An 18,531-nucleotide genomic window follows, 5' to 3' on the forward strand; every position below is an offset into this window, starting at 1 on the left:
AGCCCCCACCGGCACAGCCGGCGGGGGCTTCGTCGTCCAGACGGGGTCGGCTGGCGGGCGCCGCGTAGCCGCGAACGTCGGAACCACCGGTTAACCGGCGATTCCGCCAGCGAGAGTGCGCAGGATCATCACCGGGCGCCCCGAAATGATGATGCTGCGCACACAGCAGCCCAGTTCCCCGTCCAGGGGCGCCACGCGCGCGGGCGCCACAGTCAGCCTCAGGAAGTTGCCCCGACTCGACGAGCAGAACGAAGCCCCCACCGGCACAGCCGGCGGGGGCTTCGTCGTACGTCAGGAACGCTCAGCCCATGTAGGGGTAGCGGTAGTCCGTCGGCGGGACGAACGTCTCCTTGATGGACCGCGGGCTGGTCCAGCGCAGCAGGTTGACCGCGGCGCCGGCCTTGTCGTTGGTGCCCGAGGCGCGGCCACCGCCGAAGGGCTGCTGCCCCACGACGGCACCGGTCGGCTTGTCGTTGATGTAGAAGTTGCCCGCGGCGAAGCGCAGCTCCTTGCGGGCCCACGCGATGGCGCGGCGGTCCTGGGCGATGATCGCGCCGGTGAGCGCGTAGGGCGCGAAGGACTCCATCTGCGCCACGACCTTCTCGAAGTCGCCGTCCTCGTAGACGTGGACGGCCAGGATCGGGCCGAAGTACTCGGTGGAGAACATCTCGTCGGTCGGGTCGGCGATCTCGACGACGGTCGGGCGCACGAAATAGCCCACCGAGTCGTCGGTCTGGCCGCCGGCGATGACGTCGAGGCCGTCGGTGGCCTGGGCGCGCGCGATGGCCCGCTGGTGCTTGGCGAAGGCGCGCTCGTCGATGACGGCCGACATGAAGTTCGACAGGTCCTTGGGCGAGCCCATCGAGATGCCCTCGACCTCGGCGACGAGCTCGTCCTTGAGCTGGGTCCACAGCGAGCGCGGGACGTAGGCGCGGGACGCGGCCGAGCACTTCTGGCCCTGGAACTCGAAGGCGCCGCGGATCATCGCGGTCTTGAGGACCTGCACGTCGGCCGAGGGGTGGGCGACGATGAAGTCCTTGCCGCCGGTCTCGCCGACGATCCGCGGGTAGGAGCGGTAGCCGGTGATGTTCTCCCCGACCGTGCGCCACAGGTGCTGGAAGGTCGGGGTCGAGCCCGTGAAGTGGATGCCGGACAGGTCGCGGTGCGTCAGCGCCACGTCCGAGACCTCGAGGCCGTCACCGGGCAGCATGTTGATGACGCCCGGCGGCATGCCGGCCTCGACGAGGAGCTCCATCGTCAGCGACGCGGCGAGCTGCTGGGTCGGGGACGGCTTCCACACGACCGTGTTGCCCATCAGCGCCGGCGCGGTCGGCAGGTTGCCCGCGATCGCGGTGAAGTTGAACGGCGTGATCGCGTAGACGAAGCCCTCGAGCGGGCGGTGGTCGGTGCGGTTCCAGATGCCCGGGCTGTTGGCGATCGGCTGGTCGGTGAGGATCTGCTTCGCGTAGTGGACGTTGAAGCGCCAGAAGTCGATGAGCTCGCACGCCGAGTCGATCTCCGCCTGGAAGGCGGTCTTGGACTGGCCGAGCACGGTCGCGGCGTTGATCCGCTGGCGCCACGGGCCGGCCAGCAGGTCGGCGGCCTTGAGCAGGATCGCGCAGCGCTCGTCGAAGGGCATCGCGCGCCACTCGGGCGCCGCGTCGAGGGCGGCGTCGACGGCGGCCTGCGCGTCGGCCTTGGTGCTGTTGCGGGTCACGCCGAGCACGTGCTGGTGGTCGTGCGGCTGGACGACCTTGATCTCCTCGCCACCGGCGGGGCGGAACTCACCACCGATGTAGGCGTGCAGGTCGTGCTGGGTGGCCTCGAGGCGGCCGATCTCCGCGAGGAGGGCGTCCCGTTCGGGGCTGCCCGGCGCGTAGGTCAGGTTCGGCTCGTTGGTGGGAGCCGGGGGGAAAGAAATTGCGTCCATGGCAGCGACCATAGCGACCTCACGGGGGCAACGCCGAGTCGAGGAAAGGGGCTACAGCAGGTCGCGGATCTCCTGGGTGGCGAACCACGCGAGCTCGGCGTCCTCGTCGGGACCCTCCGGTCCCCAGTCGCTCGTGTCGACGTGGGCGGAGGCGACGTTCTTCCACGGCACGTCCGCCGCGACGTCGACCAGCGTCGGGTCGTCGCCGGGCACGGGCACCACCGACGGCACGTCGGCGGCGAGCACGAAACGCCGCGGCAGGTCACCGCTCCCCCGCAGCCCGGCCGAGGTGCCGCCGGCGGCCATCAGCGCGGCGTACTCCCAGCCCTCGTCGTCGCCCTCGGGCCACTCGGCGCGCAGCGCGTCGGTGACGGCGTGCGCGCGCAGCGGCCCGTCGAGACGGCCGTCGGCGACCAGCGCCGCGAGCGAGGTCGAGGTCAGGGGCACGTAGACGCGGACGCTCATGGGGCCGGGGTCGCCTTCCTGGGGGCCTTCTTCTTCCGGCCGCGCGGGACCCGCGGGCGTGCGCCGGTCGCCGTGTCGAGCAGCTCGTCCAGCGCCTCACGCAGGCAGGTCGCCAGGAGCTCCGCGTCGGGCAGCAGGTCCCGGTCGGCGGTGAGTCCGTAGTAGACGCCGCCGTCGTACGACGTCACCCCGATCGCCAGCGGGTGCCCGGGCAGCAGCGGGTGGACGGGGTAGGTCGCGACCATGCGTGCGCCTGCGGCGTAGAGCGGCGACTGCGGGCCGGGCACGTTGGTGACGCTGAGCTGGTAGCCGCGGCGCAGCTCGGCCGCCGCCACCCTGGCCCCGATCGCGTGGAACGTCGTCGGCGCGAAGCCGGCGATGCCCGCGAGCCGGTTGGCGGCGACGGCGCGGCCGGTGTCCTTGTGGGCCTGGAAGGAGTAGGACACCTGGTGGAGGCGGACCACCGGGCTGGACTCCCCGATGGGCAGGTCCACGAAGTGCGCGGCGATCTGGCTGCCGAGAGACGTTGCCTCGAGCTCCTGGTCGATCACCGAGATCGGCACCACGGCGTGCACCTGGCGCATGCCGTGCATCGACTCGCTGCGGGTCATCAGCCAGCTGCGGAGCGCCCCGGTGATGGTGGCCAGGATGACGTCGTTCACCGTGCCGCCGTGGGCGTTGCGGACGGTGCGGTAGTCGGCCAGCTCGGTGCGGACGGCGACCACGCGGCGCTGCAGCGACAGCGGCCCGGTCACCGGGTAGGGGCGCGACGGGCGCCGGCCGGTCAGGGCGTTGACCACGCCGCTCGCCCGCTGCGCCGCGGCGTCGGTGCCGCGCAGCACGGCACCGGTCCGGCTGCGGATCGTGGCCGCGACGGTGCGCGGCTGGGTCAGCGAGTCGCGCACGGCATCGGCGAGCAGTCCGCCCTGGGTGACGCGCGGGCCGGGCCGCCACTCGTCGCCCCCGAGCTCCTTGGGGGTCTCCCCGACGTCGAGCAGGACCTGGCCGAGGTCGACGGTGTCGACGCCGTCGACCAGGACCTCGTGGGACTTCGACAGCAGCGCGACCTGGCCGCCCTCGAGGCCCTCGACGAAGTACATCTCCCACAGCGGCCGGGACCGGTCAAGGGGCCGCGACACGATCCGGCCGACCAGCTCGAGCAGCTGCTCGAGGGTGCCCGGGCGCGGCAGCGCGGAGCGGCGTACGTGGTAGCCGAGGTCGAAGTTCTCGTCGTCGACCCAGACCGGGTTGGCCAGTCGTCCGGGGATCGACTGGATCCGCTGGCGGTAGCGCGGCACGAAGGAGATGCGGTCCCGGATCAGCTCCACGAGCCGGTCGTGGTCGAAGCCCGAGTCGCCCGGGTCGAAGATCTCGACCGTGGCGTTGTGCATCGGCGTCGCGGCGGACTCTGCCGCCAGCAACGCCAGGTCGCGCGGCCGGAGCCGCTCGGTCATCTGGAAGCCCTTTCCTCGGTGCGCGTCGGCGTCTCGCCGGGGTCCCCGGCGTGACGGCTTGCTCAACGTGGGATTCTGGCAGAGGTGACGCCCCGAGCGGGCTCCAGTCCCACGTGCAGCCGCGTGCCGTCGAGCACGTCCCGACCCTGTTAGGAACCCGATGCGCCGGATCCTCGCCACCGTGGCGGTCCTCCTCGCCCTGCCCGTCCTCGTCTCCTGCGGCGGGGGCGACTCCTCGTCGGGCGACGCCCCGACGAAGACGATCGAGGTCACCATCAACGGCGACTCGGTGACGCCCAACGGCGACCGCATCGTGATCGACCACGGCCAGACGGTCGAGCTGGTCGTCAAGGCCGACAAGCCGGGCGAGATCCACGTGCACTCGACGCCGGAGCAGGAGTTCGAGTACGGCGCCGGCACCACCACCCTGACCGTGAAGAACCTCGACAAGCCCGGCATCGTCGACATCGAGTCGCACTCGCTGGAGAAGACGATCGTCCAGCTCGAGATCCGCTGACGTGCCGTCCGGGGTGTTCGCCTCCCACGCGGACAAGCTGACCTTCGCCCACGGCATCGGCGGGGCCAAGGACCTGCCGGTCTCGCCCGAGCTGGCCATCGCCGGCGCGGTCGCCGCGCTCACCGTCTCGTTCACCGTCCTCGCGGTCGCCTGGCGCAACCCGCGCTACGACGAGGCGACGAGCGGCCGTCCGGCGCCGTCGTGGCTGTCGGCCGTCGTGGACTCCGCCGCCTGGCGCGTCGGCCTGCGGGTGCTGGGCTTCGTGGTCTTCCTCTACGCCGCGATGGCGGCCGTCCTCGGCAAGGACCTCCTCACCAACCCGTTCTTCGGCATGTACTACGTCTGGTGGTGGGTCGGGCTGGTCCCGGCGTCCTTCCTCCTCGGCCCGGTCTGGAAGGCGATCAGCCCGGTTCGCACGATCAACCTGGCCTTCGCCCGGCTCTCGGGCAGCGACCCCGACGAGGGCGTCTTCACCTACCCCGAACGGCTCGGCCACTGGCCCGCCGCGGTCGGCCTCTTCGCCTTCGTGTGGATGGAGCTGGTCTACCCCTTCAGCACCGAGCTCGGCCCGGTGCGGCTGTGGAGCGCCGTCTACGTGGCGGTCATGCTCATCGGCGGTGCACTGTTCGGCTCGACCTTCTACGAGCGGGCGGACCCCTTCGAGGTCTACTCCTCGCTGGTCGGGAAGATGTCGGTCTTCGGGCGGCGCGGGCAGCAGCTGGTGCTGCGCAGCCCGCTGGCCAACCTCGACACCGTGGTCGTCCGGCCGGGCCTCGTCGCGGTCGTGGCGGTGCTCTTCGGCAGCACGGCCTTCGACTCGTTCAAGGACTCCTCGCCGTGGGTCCGCTTCGTTCAGTCGACCGACCAGTCGACGTACCTGTTGAACAACCTGGCCCTGCTGGTGTTCTGCGTGGGGGTCGGGCTCGTCTTCTCGCTCGGCTGCGTGCTCACCGGGATCGGCGACGACCTGCGGCACCGCGAGCTGCCCAACCGGTTCGCCCACTCGGTGGTGCCGATCGTGGTCGGCTACGTCGTGGCGCACTACCTGACCTACCTCGTCGAGGTCGGCCAGCAGACGCTGATCCAGGCGAGCGACCCGTTCAGCGACGGCAGCAACTACCTCGGCACCGCCGACCTCACCGTCAACTACGGGCTGTCCTACCACCCGACGTTCCTGGCCACCACGAAGGTGCTGGCCGTCGTGCTGGGCCACGTGCTGGGCGTCGTCGCGGCCCACGACCGCGCCGTGCGGGTGCTGCCCAAGCGGCACCAGCTGACCGGTCAGCTGCCGCTGCTGGTGGCGATGGTGGCCTTCACCGTCGGAGGGCTCTACCTGCTGTTCGCGGCCTGACGGCCCCGGCTCCGGCCGGGACCCCGAGCACGGCGTCGACGACGCCCGCGACCGCGCGGGCCAGTGGGGAGTCACCGACCTCGGCGAGGGTCCGGCCCGCGACGAGCGCGCGGTCGGCGGTGGCGCGGTCCTCCGGGAGGAAGTGCAGGGCGGCCGAGCGGGTGAAGCCGGAGACCATCCCGGCGATGTCCTTCTGCGACCAGCCGAGGCTGGCCCGCATCCGGTTGACCACGACGTGGGGTGTCGCGTCGGTCAGCTCGCGGAGCTCGACGAGGCCGCGGGCCAGACGAGAGAGCCCGACCGGGTCGGCGTTGCCGACGACCAGCACCTCGTCCGCGACGGCCAGCGCACCCAGCGTCATCTGGTTGCGGCCCGGGCGGGAGCCGAACTCCGAGGCCGGGTCGTCCTCGAGGCTGAAGCCGGTGTCCACGACGACCTGGCCGTGGTCGCGGGCCACCTCGAGGAGGTGCTCGACCGCGCCGGCCCGGACCTCGACCCAGCGGTCGGGACGGGGCAGGCCGGTGACCACGCTCAGGTGGGCGTCGAGCCCGCGCTGGACGGAGGCGAACCGCTCCGCCAGCTGACCCGCCGTGGCGAGCCGGGCGGCCGAGAGCAGACCGGAGACCTCGTCGAGGATGCCGAGCGCCTGCGCGACGGAGCCGCCCCAGGGATCGGCGTCGACCAGCACGGTGCGCAGCCGCCGCCGGCCGAGCTCGGACGCGATCGCCGTGGCGAGGGTCGTCCGTCCCGGCGCACCGGCGGGACCCCAGACGGCCAGCACACGGCCCTCGGACGGCACGGCATCGCCGGGGTCGGGCAGCGGGACGGCCGGCCCGTCGGGGCGGGCCCGGGTCCCGTCGGGGTCCTCGGGCACCGCGGTCACGGCCTCGGGCAGCGCGTCGAGCCGGTCCTCGGCGACCAGCCAGGGGATGCCGATCCGGGAGGCGCGCAGGCGGCCGGCGTCGTCCACCCCGGCCGGCACGATCGCGACGGGCCGGACGCCGTGCTTGCGGAGGTGGTCGGTGGCGGCCAGGTCGAGGCCGGGAGCGTCCAGGCCCAGCACGGCGACGTCGGCCTGGCCCGCGGTCGCGGCCGCGAGCAGGTCGGCGACGTCGACGCAGCGCTTGAGCACCACGATGCCGGGGCTCTCCCCCAGCAGCCGCAGGGCCGGGGACTCCCAGGCGGCACCGGCCGCGACGACGAGCACGACGACGGGCACGGGTCAGCTCCGTCGTACGACGGTGACGACGGGGTCCTCCAGCGAGCCGAGCAGCGCGAAGAACGCCGCGGCGTCCTCCTGCGCGACGGCCAGCACCAGCTGGCGCTTGCCGGTCGTGCTGAAGCCCTCGTCGACGGGCGGGGCGTCGACGACGGTGACGCCGGACAGCGCGGGTCCATCGTTGGCGTGCCTGGCCCGGGACGCGGCGGGGACCAACCACACGTCGACCACGGAGCCCGCGTCGACCGACCCGGGCACCTGCTCGGCGTCGACCGCGACCGGCAGCTCCACGGAGTCGCTCTCCCCGGCCGTGCCGACGGCCGCGCGCGGCAGGAGCTCGCCGGCGCCCACGCCCCGGGTCAGCTCGAGGTCGGCGGGCAGCTCCTCGTCGACGGTGAAGTAGCCCGCGAGGTCGGCGTCGTCGACGAACCGGACCCGCGTGGCGACGAGGTCGTCGGCCCGCAGGCGGTCGCCCGCACCCATGTCGGAGGCGGCCGACCAGACCTGCACGCTGTCGTCGGCGGCGGCCATCAACCTCGACCCGGCGACGACCGAGGCGGCCACGATGACGATGCCGACCCACATGCGCGGGTCACGCCAGCCGGGCGTGGCCGCGCGGGTGGCGGCGGGCGGTTCCCCGAGATCCCTGGACACGGGAGACATCATGCTCAGCGACGGCCGATCGGAAACCCCGTCCTCCACAGGCTGGGGTGGGGGCCGCCGCGCCGGGGTCCGGGATGCGACCATGGGCGCATGTCCGGCACGCCCCGCTTCCTCACCCTCGCCGACGTCGCCGAGGTGCTCAACACCTCCAGCGCCCAGGTCTACGCGCTGGTGCGACGCGGTGACCTGCCGGCGATCAAGATCGGCGGCCGGGGCCAGTGGCGGGTCGAGGCGGCCCAGCTCGAGGACTTCATCCAGCGGATGTACGCCGAGACCCGGACGTTCGTCGACGAGCACCCCTACGTCGAGGCGGGCGAGCGCCCCGAGGCCTGAGGGTCCTCAGCCCACCTCGGAGCCGAGCTTCACCTCGATCGTGCGCTCCTTGCCGTCCCGGACGACGGTGAAGCGCAGCCGCTCGCCGGGCTGGTGGGACCGGATGGAGACGATCAGCGCGATGCCGTCGCTGACCCGCTCCCCGTTGACCGCGGTGATGAGGTCGCCCTTCTCCAGCCCGCTCTTGTCGGCAGGCGTGCCGGAGAGGACCTCGTCGATGACGGCGCCCTTGCCCTCGTCCTGGCCTCCGGTCTGGACCTTCGCCCCGATGACGGGGTAGCGGGCCTCGCCGGTGCGCAGGATCTGGTCGGCGGTCACCTTGACCTGCTCGATCGGGATCGCGAAGCCGACGCCGATGTTGCCCGACTCGCCACTGGTGCTGCTCCCGGTGGTGGCGATCGCGGAGTTGACGCCCACGACCTGTCCCCGCAGGTTGACCAGCGGCCCGCCGGAGTTGCCGGGGTTGATGGCCGCGTCGGTCTGCACCGCGTTGATGTACGACGAGTCGTTGGCCGAGTCGCCGGTCGTCACCGGCCGGTGGAGTGCCGACACGATGCCGGCCGTGACCGTGGAGCTCAGGCCGAGCGGCGAGCCGAAGGCGACGACCCCCTCGCCGACGCGCAGCTGCTGGGAGGAGCCCAGCGAGGCCGGCTTGAGGCCCTTGGCGCCCGCGGCGTACAGGACGGCGAGGTCGTAGACCGGGCTGCGGCCCACCAGGGTGGCCTCGTAGCGGTTGCCGTCCTGGTCGACGATCTCGATCGGGCCGTCGTCGGAGGCCGCCGAGGCCACGACGTGGTTGTTGGTGATGACGTGCCCCTGGCGGTCCAGCACGAAGCCGGATCCGGTGGCGCCGCCCTTCTCGCCGTCGTACTCGGCGGAGATCTGGACGGTGCTGGGCAGCAGCTCCTGGGCGACCGCGGCGACCGAGCCGTTGTCGGCCGCCAGGGGCGGGGCGTTGACGGTGTCGACGCCGGCCAGGCCGCTGGAGACGGTGCCGACGTTGTCGGTGCGGAAGTGCTCGTAGGCCACCCCGCCGACGGCACCGCCGACGACGCCGACCACGAGGGCGAGGACGGCCACGACCGGCCAGATCCACCCGGGCACCCGGCCGCGGGGCGGCGCGGGCCGGGCAGGCGCGACGGGCAGCGCCTGCGTGCCCGGCGGCGGGAACGACGCCCACTGGCCCGGCGGCGGCTGGGAGGTCGGCGGCATCCAGGAGAGCGGCCGGGTGGGCTCGCCGTCGGTGCCGTCCGCGGGCTGGGGACCGGGTGCGCGACCCGGTTCGTCCTCGTTCACCCCCCTATCTTCACCCCGGGGGCGAAATCAGGGTGTCAACGGGTGCGGTGCAACCGCGCCGCGCGGTGGCCGGCGAGGTCCGCGGTGGGGCTGGGCGTGGACGCGCCGAAGGAGTCGGTCGGTCGGACCAGGTTGGTCACCGGCGCCCGCCGGTCACCGGCCGGGGCGTCGGCCGGGGCCAGGCCGAGGGCCAGCACGCCCATCACGGCGGCCCCCACCGCGCCGCCGCCGATGGCGACCAGCCCGGTGTTGATCCGGGAGCGCTGGTCGCCCTGGCGGGCGTGCGCGAGGTAGACGTCGCCGGGGGGCATGCCGGGGCTGCCCAGGAGCGACCCCTTGAGGTGGTCGGAGGCGCCGGTGCTGCCGAAGGAGAGGCCGGCGAGGCGGGTCTTGACCCAGCCCTCGCGCTCGACCTGGTCGCGGCAGGCGTGACAGGTGTGGACGTGCGCCCAGGCACGCTCGGCCTCGTCGGGCGGGAGCTGGCCGTCGAGGAGCGCGCTGACGCGGGAGCCGAGGTGTCCGATCACGGGCGCATCACCGGGCCTCGTGCGGTCACGGTGGGGCCGGAGTATCGGACCCGGCCGTCGGTGGGAGCGCGGTGCGCGAGCGCGGAGCGCAGCATCGCGCGGCCGCGGTGGATGCGGGAGCGGACGGTGCCGAGCTTGGCATCGAGGATCTCGGAGATCTCCTCGTAGGAGAGCCCCTCGACGTCGCAGAGGACGACCGCGGCGCGGAAGTCCGGCGGCAGGGTCGCGAGGGCGCGCTCGATGTCGTCGTCGAAGGTCTGGTCGGCGTACGCCGCGTCGGGGGTCGGCGTGGTGCTGGTCAGGCGGTCCGCGCGCTCGTCGGAGAGGGCGTCGAAGCGGATCCGCTGCTTGCGGCGGGCCTGGTCGAGGAAGAGGTTGGTGGTGATCCGGTGCAGCCAGCCCTCGAAGGTGCCGGGCGTGTAGGTCGACAGGCTCCGGAAGACGCGGACGAAGACCTCCTGGGTCAGGTCCTCGGCGTCGTGGCGGTTGCCGGTGAGGCGGTAGGCCAGGCGGTAGACGCGGTCGGAGTGGCGTTCGACGATCTCGTCCCAGGTGGGGACGCCCGTCTCGCCCGACTGGTCGGCCTGGATGGCGTCCACCGGTGTCTCCTTGCCGCGCGAGGACCGCGCCTGTGATCCGAACAGCGTCCTGACCTCTCTCACGCTAGGAACTGAGACTGAGAGGACCCTGTGAGGGTTCCCTCCGCCGACCTGAGAACTCATCAGCCCCAACGACCCGGGGCCTCCCGGTGTTCCCGGGTTGTGCCGCTTCTTCCCCGGGCCGGGACACGCTTCACGATACGGTGGGGCCGCGCCCGGCTCCGGCGGTCGGCGCCCGAACCAGGAGGCCACCATCACCACCCCGATCAAGCCCGCGAGTTGGTCCTACGCCGAAGGGTTCGTCGCCGAGGACGAGGTCCTCGCCGCGGCGCGTGCGCGCGCCGAGGAGGTCGGCGTCGTCGCGATCGGCTCCGGGGGCGGCGCGGCCCTCCGGTTCCTGGCCGCCGTCCTGGACGCGCGCGCCGTCGTCGAGATCGGCACCGGCACCGGTGTCTCCGGCCTCTGGCTGCTGCGCGGCATGCGCTCCGACGGCGTCCTCACGACCGTCGACATCGAGGCCGAGCACCAGCGGCTGGCCCGTCAGTCCTTCAGCGAGGCCGGCATCCCGGCCAACCGCGCGCGCACGATCTCGGGCGCGGCGCTCGATGTGCTCCCCCGCCTGACCGACGGCCACTACGACCTGGTCTTCTGCGACGGCGACAAGGCGGAGTACTCCGCCTACCTCAAGGAGGCCCTGCGCCTGCTGCGCCCCGGCGGCGTCGTGGCCTTCGACAACGCGCTGTGGCACGACAAGGTGGCCGACCCGGCCCAGCGCGACGAGGACACCGTCTCCATCCGCGAGCTCGGCAACGAGATCGCCGAGCACCCCTCGCTGGTCGCCGCGCTCCTGCCGGTCGGTGACGGGCTGCTCGTCGCCAAGAAGGAGTGGTCCCCCGAGGGCTGACGCCCCGGGGAGTCGCTCAGAAGCGCGGGGCGGCGGTGAAGCCGTCCCAGCCCTCGGCGACGGCGACGACGTCGCACGCCTCGATGAGGATCGGCGCGCTGCCGATCAGCTGCGAGCCCGGCGCCTCGGCGGCGCCGGCCGTGAACGTCTCCTGGAAGGCCGCGCGGGCCTCGTCGGTGGAGAAGACGTAGCAGCCCTCGAACCACTCGCCCGCGCGCATCCGCCACGTCTTGAAGTGCAGCCCGGCCAGGCCGGTGAACTTCGCGTGGGAGGTGCCCTCGACGTACGACGCCAGCTCCTCCTCGATGCCCGCGGGGGCGTCGACGAGGGACCAGCGGACGGTCAGGCCCTTCACGAGATGGCCCCGGTGGGGTCTTCGCTGCGCAGCCACTGGAGCAGCAGGCGGGCACCGAAGCCGGTGGGGCCGGTGGTCCACTCGTGCCACTCCGACGGCGAGTCGCCGACCGAGGCCAGGTCGAGGTGGGCCCACGGGGTGGACCCGACGAAGTGCTGGAGGAACAGGGCGGCGATGATCGCGCCGGGTCCGCCGGGAGCGTTGTCGGCGTCGGCGACCTTGGAGGCGAGCTTCTCCTCGTAGGCCTCGGCCAGCGGGAAGCGCCACACGGGCTCCCCGGCGGCGGCGCCCGCCTCGTCGACGATCCGCGCGAGGGCCTCGTTGTTGGCGAAGAAGCCGCCGGTGCGCTGGCCCAGCGCGACCTTCATCGCGCCGGTGAGCGTGGCGACGTCGACGATCACGTCGGGCTCGATCGTGTCCACCGCGTAGGCGAGCGCGTCGGCCATGACCAGGCGGCCCTCGGCGTCGGTGTTGGTGACCTCGCTGGTGCGCCCGCCGTAGTGGCGGACCACGTCGCTGGGACGCAGCGAGTTGCCGCTGACGGCGTTCTCCGCGGCGGCCACGAGGCCGACGACGCGCACCGGGCAGCCGACCGCGGCGAGCGCGGCCATGACCGCGATGACCACGGCGCCACCGCTCATGTCGCGCTTCATGTTGACCATGGCCTCACCGGGCTTGATCGAGAGACCGCCGGTGTCGAAGGTGATGCCCTTGCCCACGAGGACCACGGTCGGGGTCTTGCGGCCGGCCTTGACCGGCGCGTAGTCCATCCGGATCAGCCGCGGCGGCGTGGCGGAGGCCTGACCGACCCCCACGATGCCGCCGAAGCCCTCGGCGACGAGTCGCTGCTCGTCCCAGACGGTGACCTCGAGACCCGACTCGGCGCCGGCGAGGCGGGCCTGCTCGGCCAGCCACTCCGGGCTCTTGAGGTTGGACGGCACCGTCGCGAGCAGGCGTGCGCGCCAGCCGGCGCCGCCGACCGCGAGGGCGCGGTCCAGGGCCGGGGCGAGCTCGTCGGCGTCGGGGAGCCCCGTGAGGACCACGCGGCCGACGGGCGGCTTCTCGGGAGCCTCGGAGCGCCAGTGGAACTGGAACGACCCCAGCATCAGGCCGACGACGAACGCCTCGAGCCCGGCCTCGTCGGTCAGGCTCGCGATCGAGGTGGCGACGCTGGCCCGGCCGGCGACCGCGCGACCGAGTGCCGCACCCGCACGACGGAGGTCCTCCGGACGCTGCTCACCGACCCCGACGAGGAGCACCCAGCGCAGGGCCTCGTTGTGCGGGGCCCCCTGCGGGACGGGGTAGGACGTGACCTCCCCGACCTTGCCGGTGGCCTCGTGCATCTCCAGCACGGCGAGCAGGTCGACCACGAGGTCGGCCCCGAGCTCGTCGGCCCCGGGGCCAAGCAGCACCGAGTTGTCCGGTCCGTCGGGCGCCGGCAGCACCGGCAGGGCCACCACCTCGGCCCCCACGATGGCGTGCGCGCGCAGGTCACTGAGCGCGAACTCCGGGGGTGATGCCTGGGTGGGAAGGGACAGAGTCTGGGGCGACGTCACCGTGTGTGTCACTGCGAAGCGGGTCGGCGTCAGCCGACGACGGCCTTGAGGGCGTCGCCGAGAGAGCCGGCCTCCTCGGCGTTGAGCTCCACCACGAGGCGTCCCCCGCCTTCGAGCGGGACGCGCATCACGATGCCGCGCCCCTCCTTGGTGACCTCCAGCGGACCGTCCCCAGTCCGCGGCTTCATGGCCGCCATCCGCGCACCTCTTCCTTGTGCAGTTCCAGAGGCGAGCCGCTCCGAGCGAGCAGGCACGCCGTACGCAGCGTCCATTATCCCCCATGAACCCGGCGCCCCCGACCACGGCACTCCCGAGGGCCTGTTCCGAACAACTCGCGAGCGGACGTCGGAGGCTGCTGGCATCATCGCTGCATGCATGCACGGTCGGCGTTGTTCGACGTCTACGGCGACCACCTGAGGGCCCGCGGCAGCCAGGCCCCAGTGGCGGCCGTCGTGCGCCTGCTCGATCCGGTCGGCATCGCGGCGCCCGCCGTGCGCACCGCCATCTCGCGGATGGTCGGCGAGGGCTGGCTGGAGCCCGTCGCCCTGCCGGCCGGCCGCGGCTACCGCACGACCGACCGAGCCAACCGGCGGCTCGACGAGGCCGCCGACCGCATCTACCGCCGCACCGAGCCCGTGTGGGACGGCAGCTGGCACCTCGCGTTCGTGGCGCCGCCGCCGGGCCGCAGCGCCCGCACCCGCCTGCGCGCCGACCTCGGGTTCGTCGGCTACGCCGAGCTCGCCGACAACGTCTGGGTGAGTCCCTTCCACCGCAGCGAGCTCGACGAGGTGCTCGAGCGGGCCGGCGCCCTGGTGCGCACCGCCCGGGCGACCGACATCGACCCGCCGCCCACCGGCGCCTGGGACCTGGAGTCCCTCGAGCGGGCCTACGTCGAGTGGCTGGCCACCGCCGACGACCTCATCGCCCAGCAGCTCGACGCCCACCGCGACGAGGACGAGGCGGCCTTCGCGGCGCGCTTCCACCTCGTCCACGAGTGGCGCAAGTTCCTCTTCGCCGACCCCGGCCTGCCCTCCTCGCTGCTGCCCGACGACTGGCCGGGGCGGGCCGCGGGCGAGCTGTTCGCCAGCGAGGCCACGCGGCTCAAGCCGGGCGCCGACCGGTTCGTGGCGAGGTGCCTCGACGTCTGAGACACGGGCTGGGCAGACTGCAGCCCATGACCGACTCCTCCTCCACACCCCCCGGGTCCCCCGACAGTGCTGTGCTGCTCGACGTCACCGACGGCGTCGCGACCATCACGCTCAACCGCCCCGACGCGATGAACAGCCTCGACATCGCCACGAAGGTGCTGCTGCTCGAGACGGTGCGCACCGTGGCCGACGACCCCGCCGTGCGGTGCGTGGTGCTGACCGGCACCGGTCGCGCCTTCTGCACGGGCCAGGACCTCAAGGAGCACGTCCAGCTGCTCGAGAGCGGCGGCAGCGACCAGCTGTTCAGCACTGTCGACGAGCACTACAACCCGATCGTCACGGCCCTCGCCGGGATGGCCAAGCCGGTCATCGCCGCCGTCAACGGCGTGGCCGCGGGCGCCGGCGCCAGCCTGGCCTTCGCGTGCGACCTGCGGGTCGTGGCCGACACGGCGGGCTTCAACCTCGCCTTCGCCAACGTGGCCCTGTCCTGCGACACCGGCGCGAGCTACCACCTCCAGCAGCTCGTCGGCCGGGCCCGCGCCATCGAGCTGCTCTACTTCCCGCGCACGATCAAGGCCGATGAGGCACTCGAGCTCGGGCTCGCGACGAGCGTCGTGCCCGCCGACGGGCTGGCCGCCGAGGTGGGCGCCCTGGCAGCGCGGCTGGCCGCCGGCCCGACCGTGGCCCTGGGCGCGATGCGGCGCTCGGTCGCCTACTCCGCGGGGCACTCCTTCGAGGAGTCCCTGGCGTTCGAGAGCTCGATGATGACGCTCACCGGCGCGACCTCCGACCACCGCGAGGCGGTCGCGGCGTTCGTGAACAAGCAGAAGCCGACCTTCGAGGGACGCTGAGCAGGGCTACTGCTCGAAGTCGTACTCGCCCCGCCAGGCGCCGAAGATCGACAGGACCTGGCGGGGTGCGACCTGCCGCATGCGCGTGCGCGGCGGGTGGGCGCCGTACTCGACCGTGAGGGCGTTGCCCCGGAAGTTGTGGTTGAACCAGCCGGTCATCGTGCCGTGGCAGACGCCGCCGCACGTGAAGGACTTGGCTGGAAGGTCCAGCGCCTTGGCGACGCGCGTGGCGAACTTCGGCCGCTTGGTGTCGGTGTCGACGCCGTGGAGCGGCTGGTGGAAGCTCAGGATCCACTGCGGCCGGACCTTGCCGAGGAACTTCATCATCGCCCGGGTCTCGGGCTCCGAGGCCGGCTTGCTGCCGGACTCGTAGTTGCCGTCGAGGTCGGCCCAGTGGAAGGGGTAGTTGCGGTTGAGGTCGACGCCGTGGGCGTTGCGACGGGTGCCGGCGGCGAGGCCGTCGGGGTTGTACGTCGGCACGACCCACAGGTCGACGCCGAGGATGGGGTCGCCGTCGCGCAGCGCGCGCAGGATCTGGGCGGGGGCGCTCTCGTTGCCGTGCATGGTGGCGATCAGCACGACCTTGGCGGTGTGCGGGCGGCCCTGCTCGCCGAGGTGCCAGGCCACGATGGGCCGGCCCTGCACGGACTTGCCGATGACCCGCTTCTCCACGACCGCGCGATGGGCAGTCGTGGCGGCCTGTGCGGGCGCGACGGTCTGGCCGGAGACGGCGCTGCCGGCCAGCAGGGTGAGTGCGGTGAGGACGGTCCCGAGGCGTCGACGCACGAGTCGCTACACCGCCGCCGTGAGGTAGGCCCAGGTGAAGACGCAGACGCCGACGAGCATGCCGACATGGGCCAGGACGGAGAGGCCGGGGCCCTCGGACCAGGTGTCCTCGGAGCCGGTCGACGCGTGCCGGCCGTGGCTGGGCATCCAGCGCACCAGGATCAGCAGGCCGGCGACGACCACGACCCACCAGAAGGCCAGCGCGACGATGCCCGTCGCGGCACCGCCGAGCGCGGAGCTCTCGTCGGCGACGAGGTAGACGAGCCACGTCACGAGCGCGAGCGCGCCCGCACCGGTGTGGAGGTTGAGGAGCCCGTTGCCGACCTGGAACCTCCCGGCGCCACCGTCGTCGTTGCCCAGGCGGAGCCTGGTCAGGACGATGACGACGGCCGCGAGGGCGGTCAGCACGTAGACGATCACCTGGGTCGACACGCCGAGCATCCTGCCCTACGCCGGGGGTTGGTCGCCACGACCCTCCGGGTTCGTGGACCGTTCATCGGCGGCCCCGGGATCGGGGCGCGACTCGATCTGGGTGGCCAGCCGGTCGAGCAGCGCGTCCACCTCGGACATCCGGTAGCCGCGGAAGGCCAGCGAGAACCGCACGCGCCGCAGGTCGTCGGACGCGAGCGGCCCCGAGGCGGGCAGGCCGAGGTCCGGGCGGTCGCCGTACTCCTCGGCGAGGGGGGTGCCGCGGCCCGCGGCGAGCGCGGCGATCCCGCCCATGGCGAGCACGATCAGGATCGCGAAGAGCCACATCACGACAGGTCGCCGTTCCTGGCGGCCACCATCAGGGCCACCGCCTCGTCGACGTCATCGGTCAGCGTGAGGAAGTCGAGGTCCCGCTGGCTGATCGTGCCCTCGGCCAGCTGGGTGTCGCGCATCCAGTCGAGCAGGCCCTGCCAGTACGTCGTGCCGAGCAGGACGATCGGGAACCGGGTCACCTTGACCGTCTGCACCAGGGTCAGCGCCTCGAACAGCTCGTCGAGGGTGCCGACGCCGCCGGGGAGCACGACGTAGCCCTGGGAGTACTTGATGAACATGGTCTTGCGGGCGAAGAAGTAACGGAAGTTGATGCCCTTGTCGACCCACTGGTTGAGGCCGGACTCGAAGGGCAGCTCGATGCCGAGGCCGACGCTCACGCCGCCGGCCTGGCTGGCGCCCTTGTTGGCGGCCTCCATCGAGCCGGGGCCGCCGCCCGTGATGACCGCGAAGTTCGCCTCGGCGAGCTTGCGGCCGACCTCCTCGGCCAGGGCGTACGTCGGGTGGTCGGCCGCCGTGCGCGCCGAGCCGAAGACGGAGATCGCCGGCCCGAGCTCGGCGAGGGCCCCGAACCCCTCGATGAACTCGGCCTGGATGCGTAGCACCCGCCAGGGATCGGTGTGCACCCAGTCGGTCGGGCCGCGGCTGTCGAGGAGGCGCTGGTCGGTGGTCTCGGTCTCCTCGGCCTGGTGGCGACGCTTGAGGACCGGGCCGGTGTAGCGGTCCTTCACGACCCGGCTCCCAGCCAGGTGCGCAGCAGCCGCTCGCAACGCTCGATGTGCTCGACCGGCACGTGCTCCTCCTGCTTGTGCGCCAGCATCGGGTCGCCGGGGCCGAAGTTGACCGCCGGGACGCCGAGGCCGGTGAAGCGGGCAACGTCGGTCCAGCCGAACTTCGGGTTGACCTCGCCGCCGACCGCCTCGACGAACGCCTTGGCCGCGGGCACGTCGAGACCCGGCAGGGCTCCGGGCGCGCTGTCGGTGAGGGTGACGTCGTAGCCGTCGAAGAAGTCGCGGACGAACTGCTCGGCCTCGGCCTCGCTGCGGTCCGGCGCGAAGCGGAAGTTGACCTCGACCACGCACTCGTCGGGGAGCACGTTGCCGGCGACGCCGCCGCGGATGAACACGGCGTTGAGGCCCTCGTGGTACTCCAGCCCGTCGATGACCGGCCGGCGGGCGTCGTACTGCTCGAGCCGGGCGAGGATGCCGGAGGCCTTGTGGATGGCGTTGACGCCCTTCCAGCTGCGGGCGCTGTGGGCGCGCTCGCCGGTGGTGCGGACGTCGACGCGCAGGGTGCCCTGGCAGCCCGCCTCGACGACGGCGTTGGAGGGCTCCATGAGGATCGCGAAGTCGCCGGTCATCAGCTCGGGGTTGCTGGCGGAGAGCTTGGTGAGGCCGTTGAACTCCGCGTCGATCTCCTCGGCCTCGTAGAGAATGAACGTGACGTCGCGGTTGGGCTCGGTGACGTGCTTGGCGAGCCGCAGGATGACCGCGTCGCCGCCCTTCATGTCGCAGGTGCCGAGTCCGTGCAGGAGGTCGCCCTCGCGGCGCGCGGGCAGGTTGTCGTTGACCGGCACGGTGTCGAGGTGGCCGGCGATGACGACGCGCTCGCCGCGGCCGAGGTCCGTGCGGGCCACGACGGTGTGGCCGTGGCGGGTGACCGTGAGGTGGTCCAGCGGGCGCAGCGCCGCCTCGACGGCGTCGGCGATCGCCCGCTCGTCCTGGCTGACCGACTCGATGTTGACCAGCTGCTCGGTGAGGGTGACGGCGTCGAGGTCGAGGTCCAGATGAGGCATGGGGTCATCCAACCAGTTCCCAG

General features: G+C 72.8%; 22 protein-coding genes. 6 read left to right on the forward strand and 16 right to left on the reverse strand.

Annotated elements, in window-relative coordinates:
- Positions 1-301 precede the first annotated feature (301 nt).
- From pruA to FB382_RS13775, 3 genes are read right to left on the reverse strand one after another with little or no spacing between them, the layout of a single operon-like run.
- The gene (pruA, locus tag FB382_RS13765) at positions 302-1,930 is read right to left on the reverse strand and encodes an L-glutamate gamma-semialdehyde dehydrogenase (RefSeq protein ID WP_182539979.1); all 1,629 of its coding nucleotides are present in this window, start codon (positions 1,928-1,930) and stop codon (positions 302-304) included.
- A gap of 51 nt (positions 1,931-1,981) precedes the next feature.
- On the reverse strand, positions 1,982-2,395 hold the full coding sequence (locus FB382_RS13770) for a DUF6912 family protein (protein WP_182539980.1): 414 nt from the start codon (positions 2,393-2,395) through the stop codon (positions 1,982-1,984).
- Positions 2,392-3,849, reverse strand: coding sequence for a WS/DGAT/MGAT family O-acyltransferase (locus FB382_RS13775; RefSeq protein ID WP_182539982.1), 1,458 nt, complete (start codon positions 3,847-3,849; stop codon positions 2,392-2,394). The genes FB382_RS13770 and FB382_RS13775 overlap by 4 nt, the downstream gene beginning before the upstream one ends.
- Before the next feature lie 160 nt (positions 3,850-4,009).
- Between FB382_RS13775 and FB382_RS13780 the strand changes: the two genes are divergently transcribed.
- Both FB382_RS13780 and FB382_RS13785 read left to right on the forward strand, forming a co-directional pair.
- The gene (locus FB382_RS13780) at positions 4,010-4,366 is read left to right on the forward strand and encodes a hypothetical protein (protein WP_182539984.1); all 357 of its coding nucleotides are present in this window, start codon (positions 4,010-4,012) and stop codon (positions 4,364-4,366) included.
- Positions 4,367-4,379: 13 nt separating this feature from the next.
- Positions 4,380-5,717 carry a hypothetical protein gene (locus tag FB382_RS13785; RefSeq protein ID WP_343055605.1) on the forward strand — a complete coding sequence of 446 codons (1,338 nt, stop codon included), beginning with the start codon at positions 4,380-4,382 and terminating at the stop codon, positions 5,715-5,717.
- Here the strand turns inward: FB382_RS13785 and FB382_RS13790 are convergent.
- Both FB382_RS13790 and FB382_RS13795 read right to left on the reverse strand, forming a co-directional pair.
- Positions 5,680-6,936, reverse strand: a complete 1,257-nt coding sequence (locus FB382_RS13790; protein WP_182539986.1) for a CpaE/TadZ family protein — start codon at positions 6,934-6,936, stop codon at positions 5,680-5,682. The genes FB382_RS13785 and FB382_RS13790 overlap by 38 nt on opposite strands.
- Before the next feature lie 3 nt (positions 6,937-6,939).
- Positions 6,940-7,590 (reverse strand): hypothetical protein, encoded by a 651-nt coding sequence (locus tag FB382_RS13795; RefSeq protein WP_182539987.1) that lies wholly within the window; start codon positions 7,588-7,590, stop codon positions 6,940-6,942.
- Positions 7,591-7,689: 99 nt separating this feature from the next.
- Here FB382_RS13795 and FB382_RS13800 point away from each other — a divergent pair, with 99 nt between their 5' ends.
- Positions 7,690-7,932 carry a helix-turn-helix domain-containing protein gene (locus FB382_RS13800; RefSeq protein WP_125037964.1) on the forward strand — a complete coding sequence of 81 codons (243 nt, stop codon included), beginning with the start codon at positions 7,690-7,692 and terminating at the stop codon, positions 7,930-7,932.
- Between the two features lie 6 nt (positions 7,933-7,938).
- Here FB382_RS13800 and FB382_RS13805 read toward each other — a convergent pair whose 3' ends face one another.
- The 3 genes from FB382_RS13805 to sigE are packed head-to-tail and all read right to left on the reverse strand — an operon-like array spanning position 7,939 to position 10,354.
- Positions 7,939-9,228, reverse strand: coding sequence for a trypsin-like peptidase domain-containing protein (locus FB382_RS13805; protein ID WP_182539989.1), 1,290 nt, complete (start codon positions 9,226-9,228; stop codon positions 7,939-7,941).
- A 35-nt stretch (positions 9,229-9,263) separates the two neighbouring features.
- Positions 9,264-9,755 (reverse strand): zf-HC2 domain-containing protein, encoded by a 492-nt coding sequence (locus FB382_RS13810; RefSeq protein WP_182539991.1) that lies wholly within the window; start codon positions 9,753-9,755, stop codon positions 9,264-9,266.
- Positions 9,752-10,354 (reverse strand): RNA polymerase sigma factor SigE, encoded by a 603-nt coding sequence (gene sigE / locus FB382_RS13815; RefSeq protein WP_343055606.1) that lies wholly within the window; start codon positions 10,352-10,354, stop codon positions 9,752-9,754. Before sigE ends, FB382_RS13810 begins: the two co-directional genes overlap by 4 nt.
- A 265-nt stretch (positions 10,355-10,619) precedes the next feature.
- On the opposite strand from sigE, the gene FB382_RS13820 reads away from it, so the two are divergent.
- Positions 10,620-11,258 (forward strand): O-methyltransferase, encoded by a 639-nt coding sequence (locus tag FB382_RS13820; protein WP_373994730.1) that lies wholly within the window; start codon positions 10,620-10,622, stop codon positions 11,256-11,258.
- Positions 11,259-11,274: 16 nt separating this feature from the next.
- On the opposite strand, the gene FB382_RS13825 is transcribed toward FB382_RS13820, so the two are convergent.
- Genes FB382_RS13825 through FB382_RS13835 form a run of 3 tightly spaced genes read right to left on the reverse strand, consistent with a single transcriptional unit; the run spans position 11,275 to position 13,366 of the window.
- Positions 11,275-11,613, reverse strand: a complete 339-nt coding sequence (locus FB382_RS13825) for a hypothetical protein (RefSeq protein WP_182539995.1) — start codon at positions 11,611-11,613, stop codon at positions 11,275-11,277.
- The gene (locus FB382_RS13830; protein WP_343055607.1) at positions 11,610-13,169 is read right to left on the reverse strand and encodes a leucyl aminopeptidase family protein; all 1,560 of its coding nucleotides are present in this window, start codon (positions 13,167-13,169) and stop codon (positions 11,610-11,612) included. Before FB382_RS13830 ends, FB382_RS13825 begins: the two co-directional genes overlap by 4 nt.
- A gap of 29 nt (positions 13,170-13,198) precedes the next feature.
- Positions 13,199-13,366: a DUF3117 domain-containing protein gene (locus FB382_RS13835; protein ID WP_182540000.1), complete on the reverse strand. Its 168-nt coding sequence runs from the start codon at positions 13,364-13,366 to the stop codon at positions 13,199-13,201.
- Positions 13,367-13,540: 174 nt separating this feature from the next.
- Between FB382_RS13835 and FB382_RS13840 the strand changes: the two genes are divergently transcribed.
- Positions 13,541-14,317, forward strand: a complete 777-nt coding sequence (locus tag FB382_RS13840; RefSeq protein ID WP_182540001.1) for a PaaX family transcriptional regulator — start codon at positions 13,541-13,543, stop codon at positions 14,315-14,317.
- A 26-nt stretch (positions 14,318-14,343) separates the two neighbouring features.
- Positions 14,344-15,168, forward strand: coding sequence for an enoyl-CoA hydratase/isomerase family protein (locus tag FB382_RS13845; protein ID WP_182540003.1), 825 nt, complete (start codon positions 14,344-14,346; stop codon positions 15,166-15,168).
- A 6-nt stretch (positions 15,169-15,174) separates the two neighbouring features.
- On the opposite strand, the gene FB382_RS13850 is transcribed toward FB382_RS13845, so the two are convergent.
- Genes FB382_RS13850 through dapE form a run of 5 tightly spaced genes read right to left on the reverse strand, consistent with a single transcriptional unit; the run spans position 15,175 to position 18,508 of the window.
- A complete protein-coding gene (locus FB382_RS13850; RefSeq protein ID WP_182540005.1) occupies positions 15,175-15,954 on the reverse strand; it encodes a M14 family zinc carboxypeptidase in 780 nt (259 codons plus the stop codon).
- Between the two features lie 6 nt (positions 15,955-15,960).
- Positions 15,961-16,386, reverse strand: coding sequence for a hypothetical protein (locus tag FB382_RS13855; protein WP_182540007.1), 426 nt, complete (start codon positions 16,384-16,386; stop codon positions 15,961-15,963).
- 15 nt (positions 16,387-16,401) lie between these two features.
- Complete coding sequence (locus FB382_RS13860; RefSeq protein ID WP_125038433.1) at positions 16,402-16,710, reverse strand: DivIVA domain-containing protein; 309 nt, start codon at positions 16,708-16,710, stop codon at positions 16,402-16,404.
- On the reverse strand, positions 16,710-17,444 hold the full coding sequence (locus FB382_RS13865) for an LOG family protein (protein WP_343055608.1): 735 nt from the start codon (positions 17,442-17,444) through the stop codon (positions 16,710-16,712). Before FB382_RS13865 ends, FB382_RS13860 begins: the two co-directional genes overlap by 1 nt.
- Positions 17,441-18,508, reverse strand: coding sequence for a succinyl-diaminopimelate desuccinylase (gene dapE, locus FB382_RS13870; RefSeq protein ID WP_182540011.1), 1,068 nt, complete (start codon positions 18,506-18,508; stop codon positions 17,441-17,443). Before dapE ends, FB382_RS13865 begins: the two co-directional genes overlap by 4 nt.
- Between the last annotated feature and the right edge of the window lie 23 nt (positions 18,509-18,531).

Origin of the sequence: Nocardioides ginsengisegetis (assembly GCF_014138045.1) — a bacterium.
Classification (GTDB): Bacteria; Actinomycetota; Actinomycetes; order Propionibacteriales; family Nocardioidaceae; genus Nocardioides; species Nocardioides ginsengisegetis.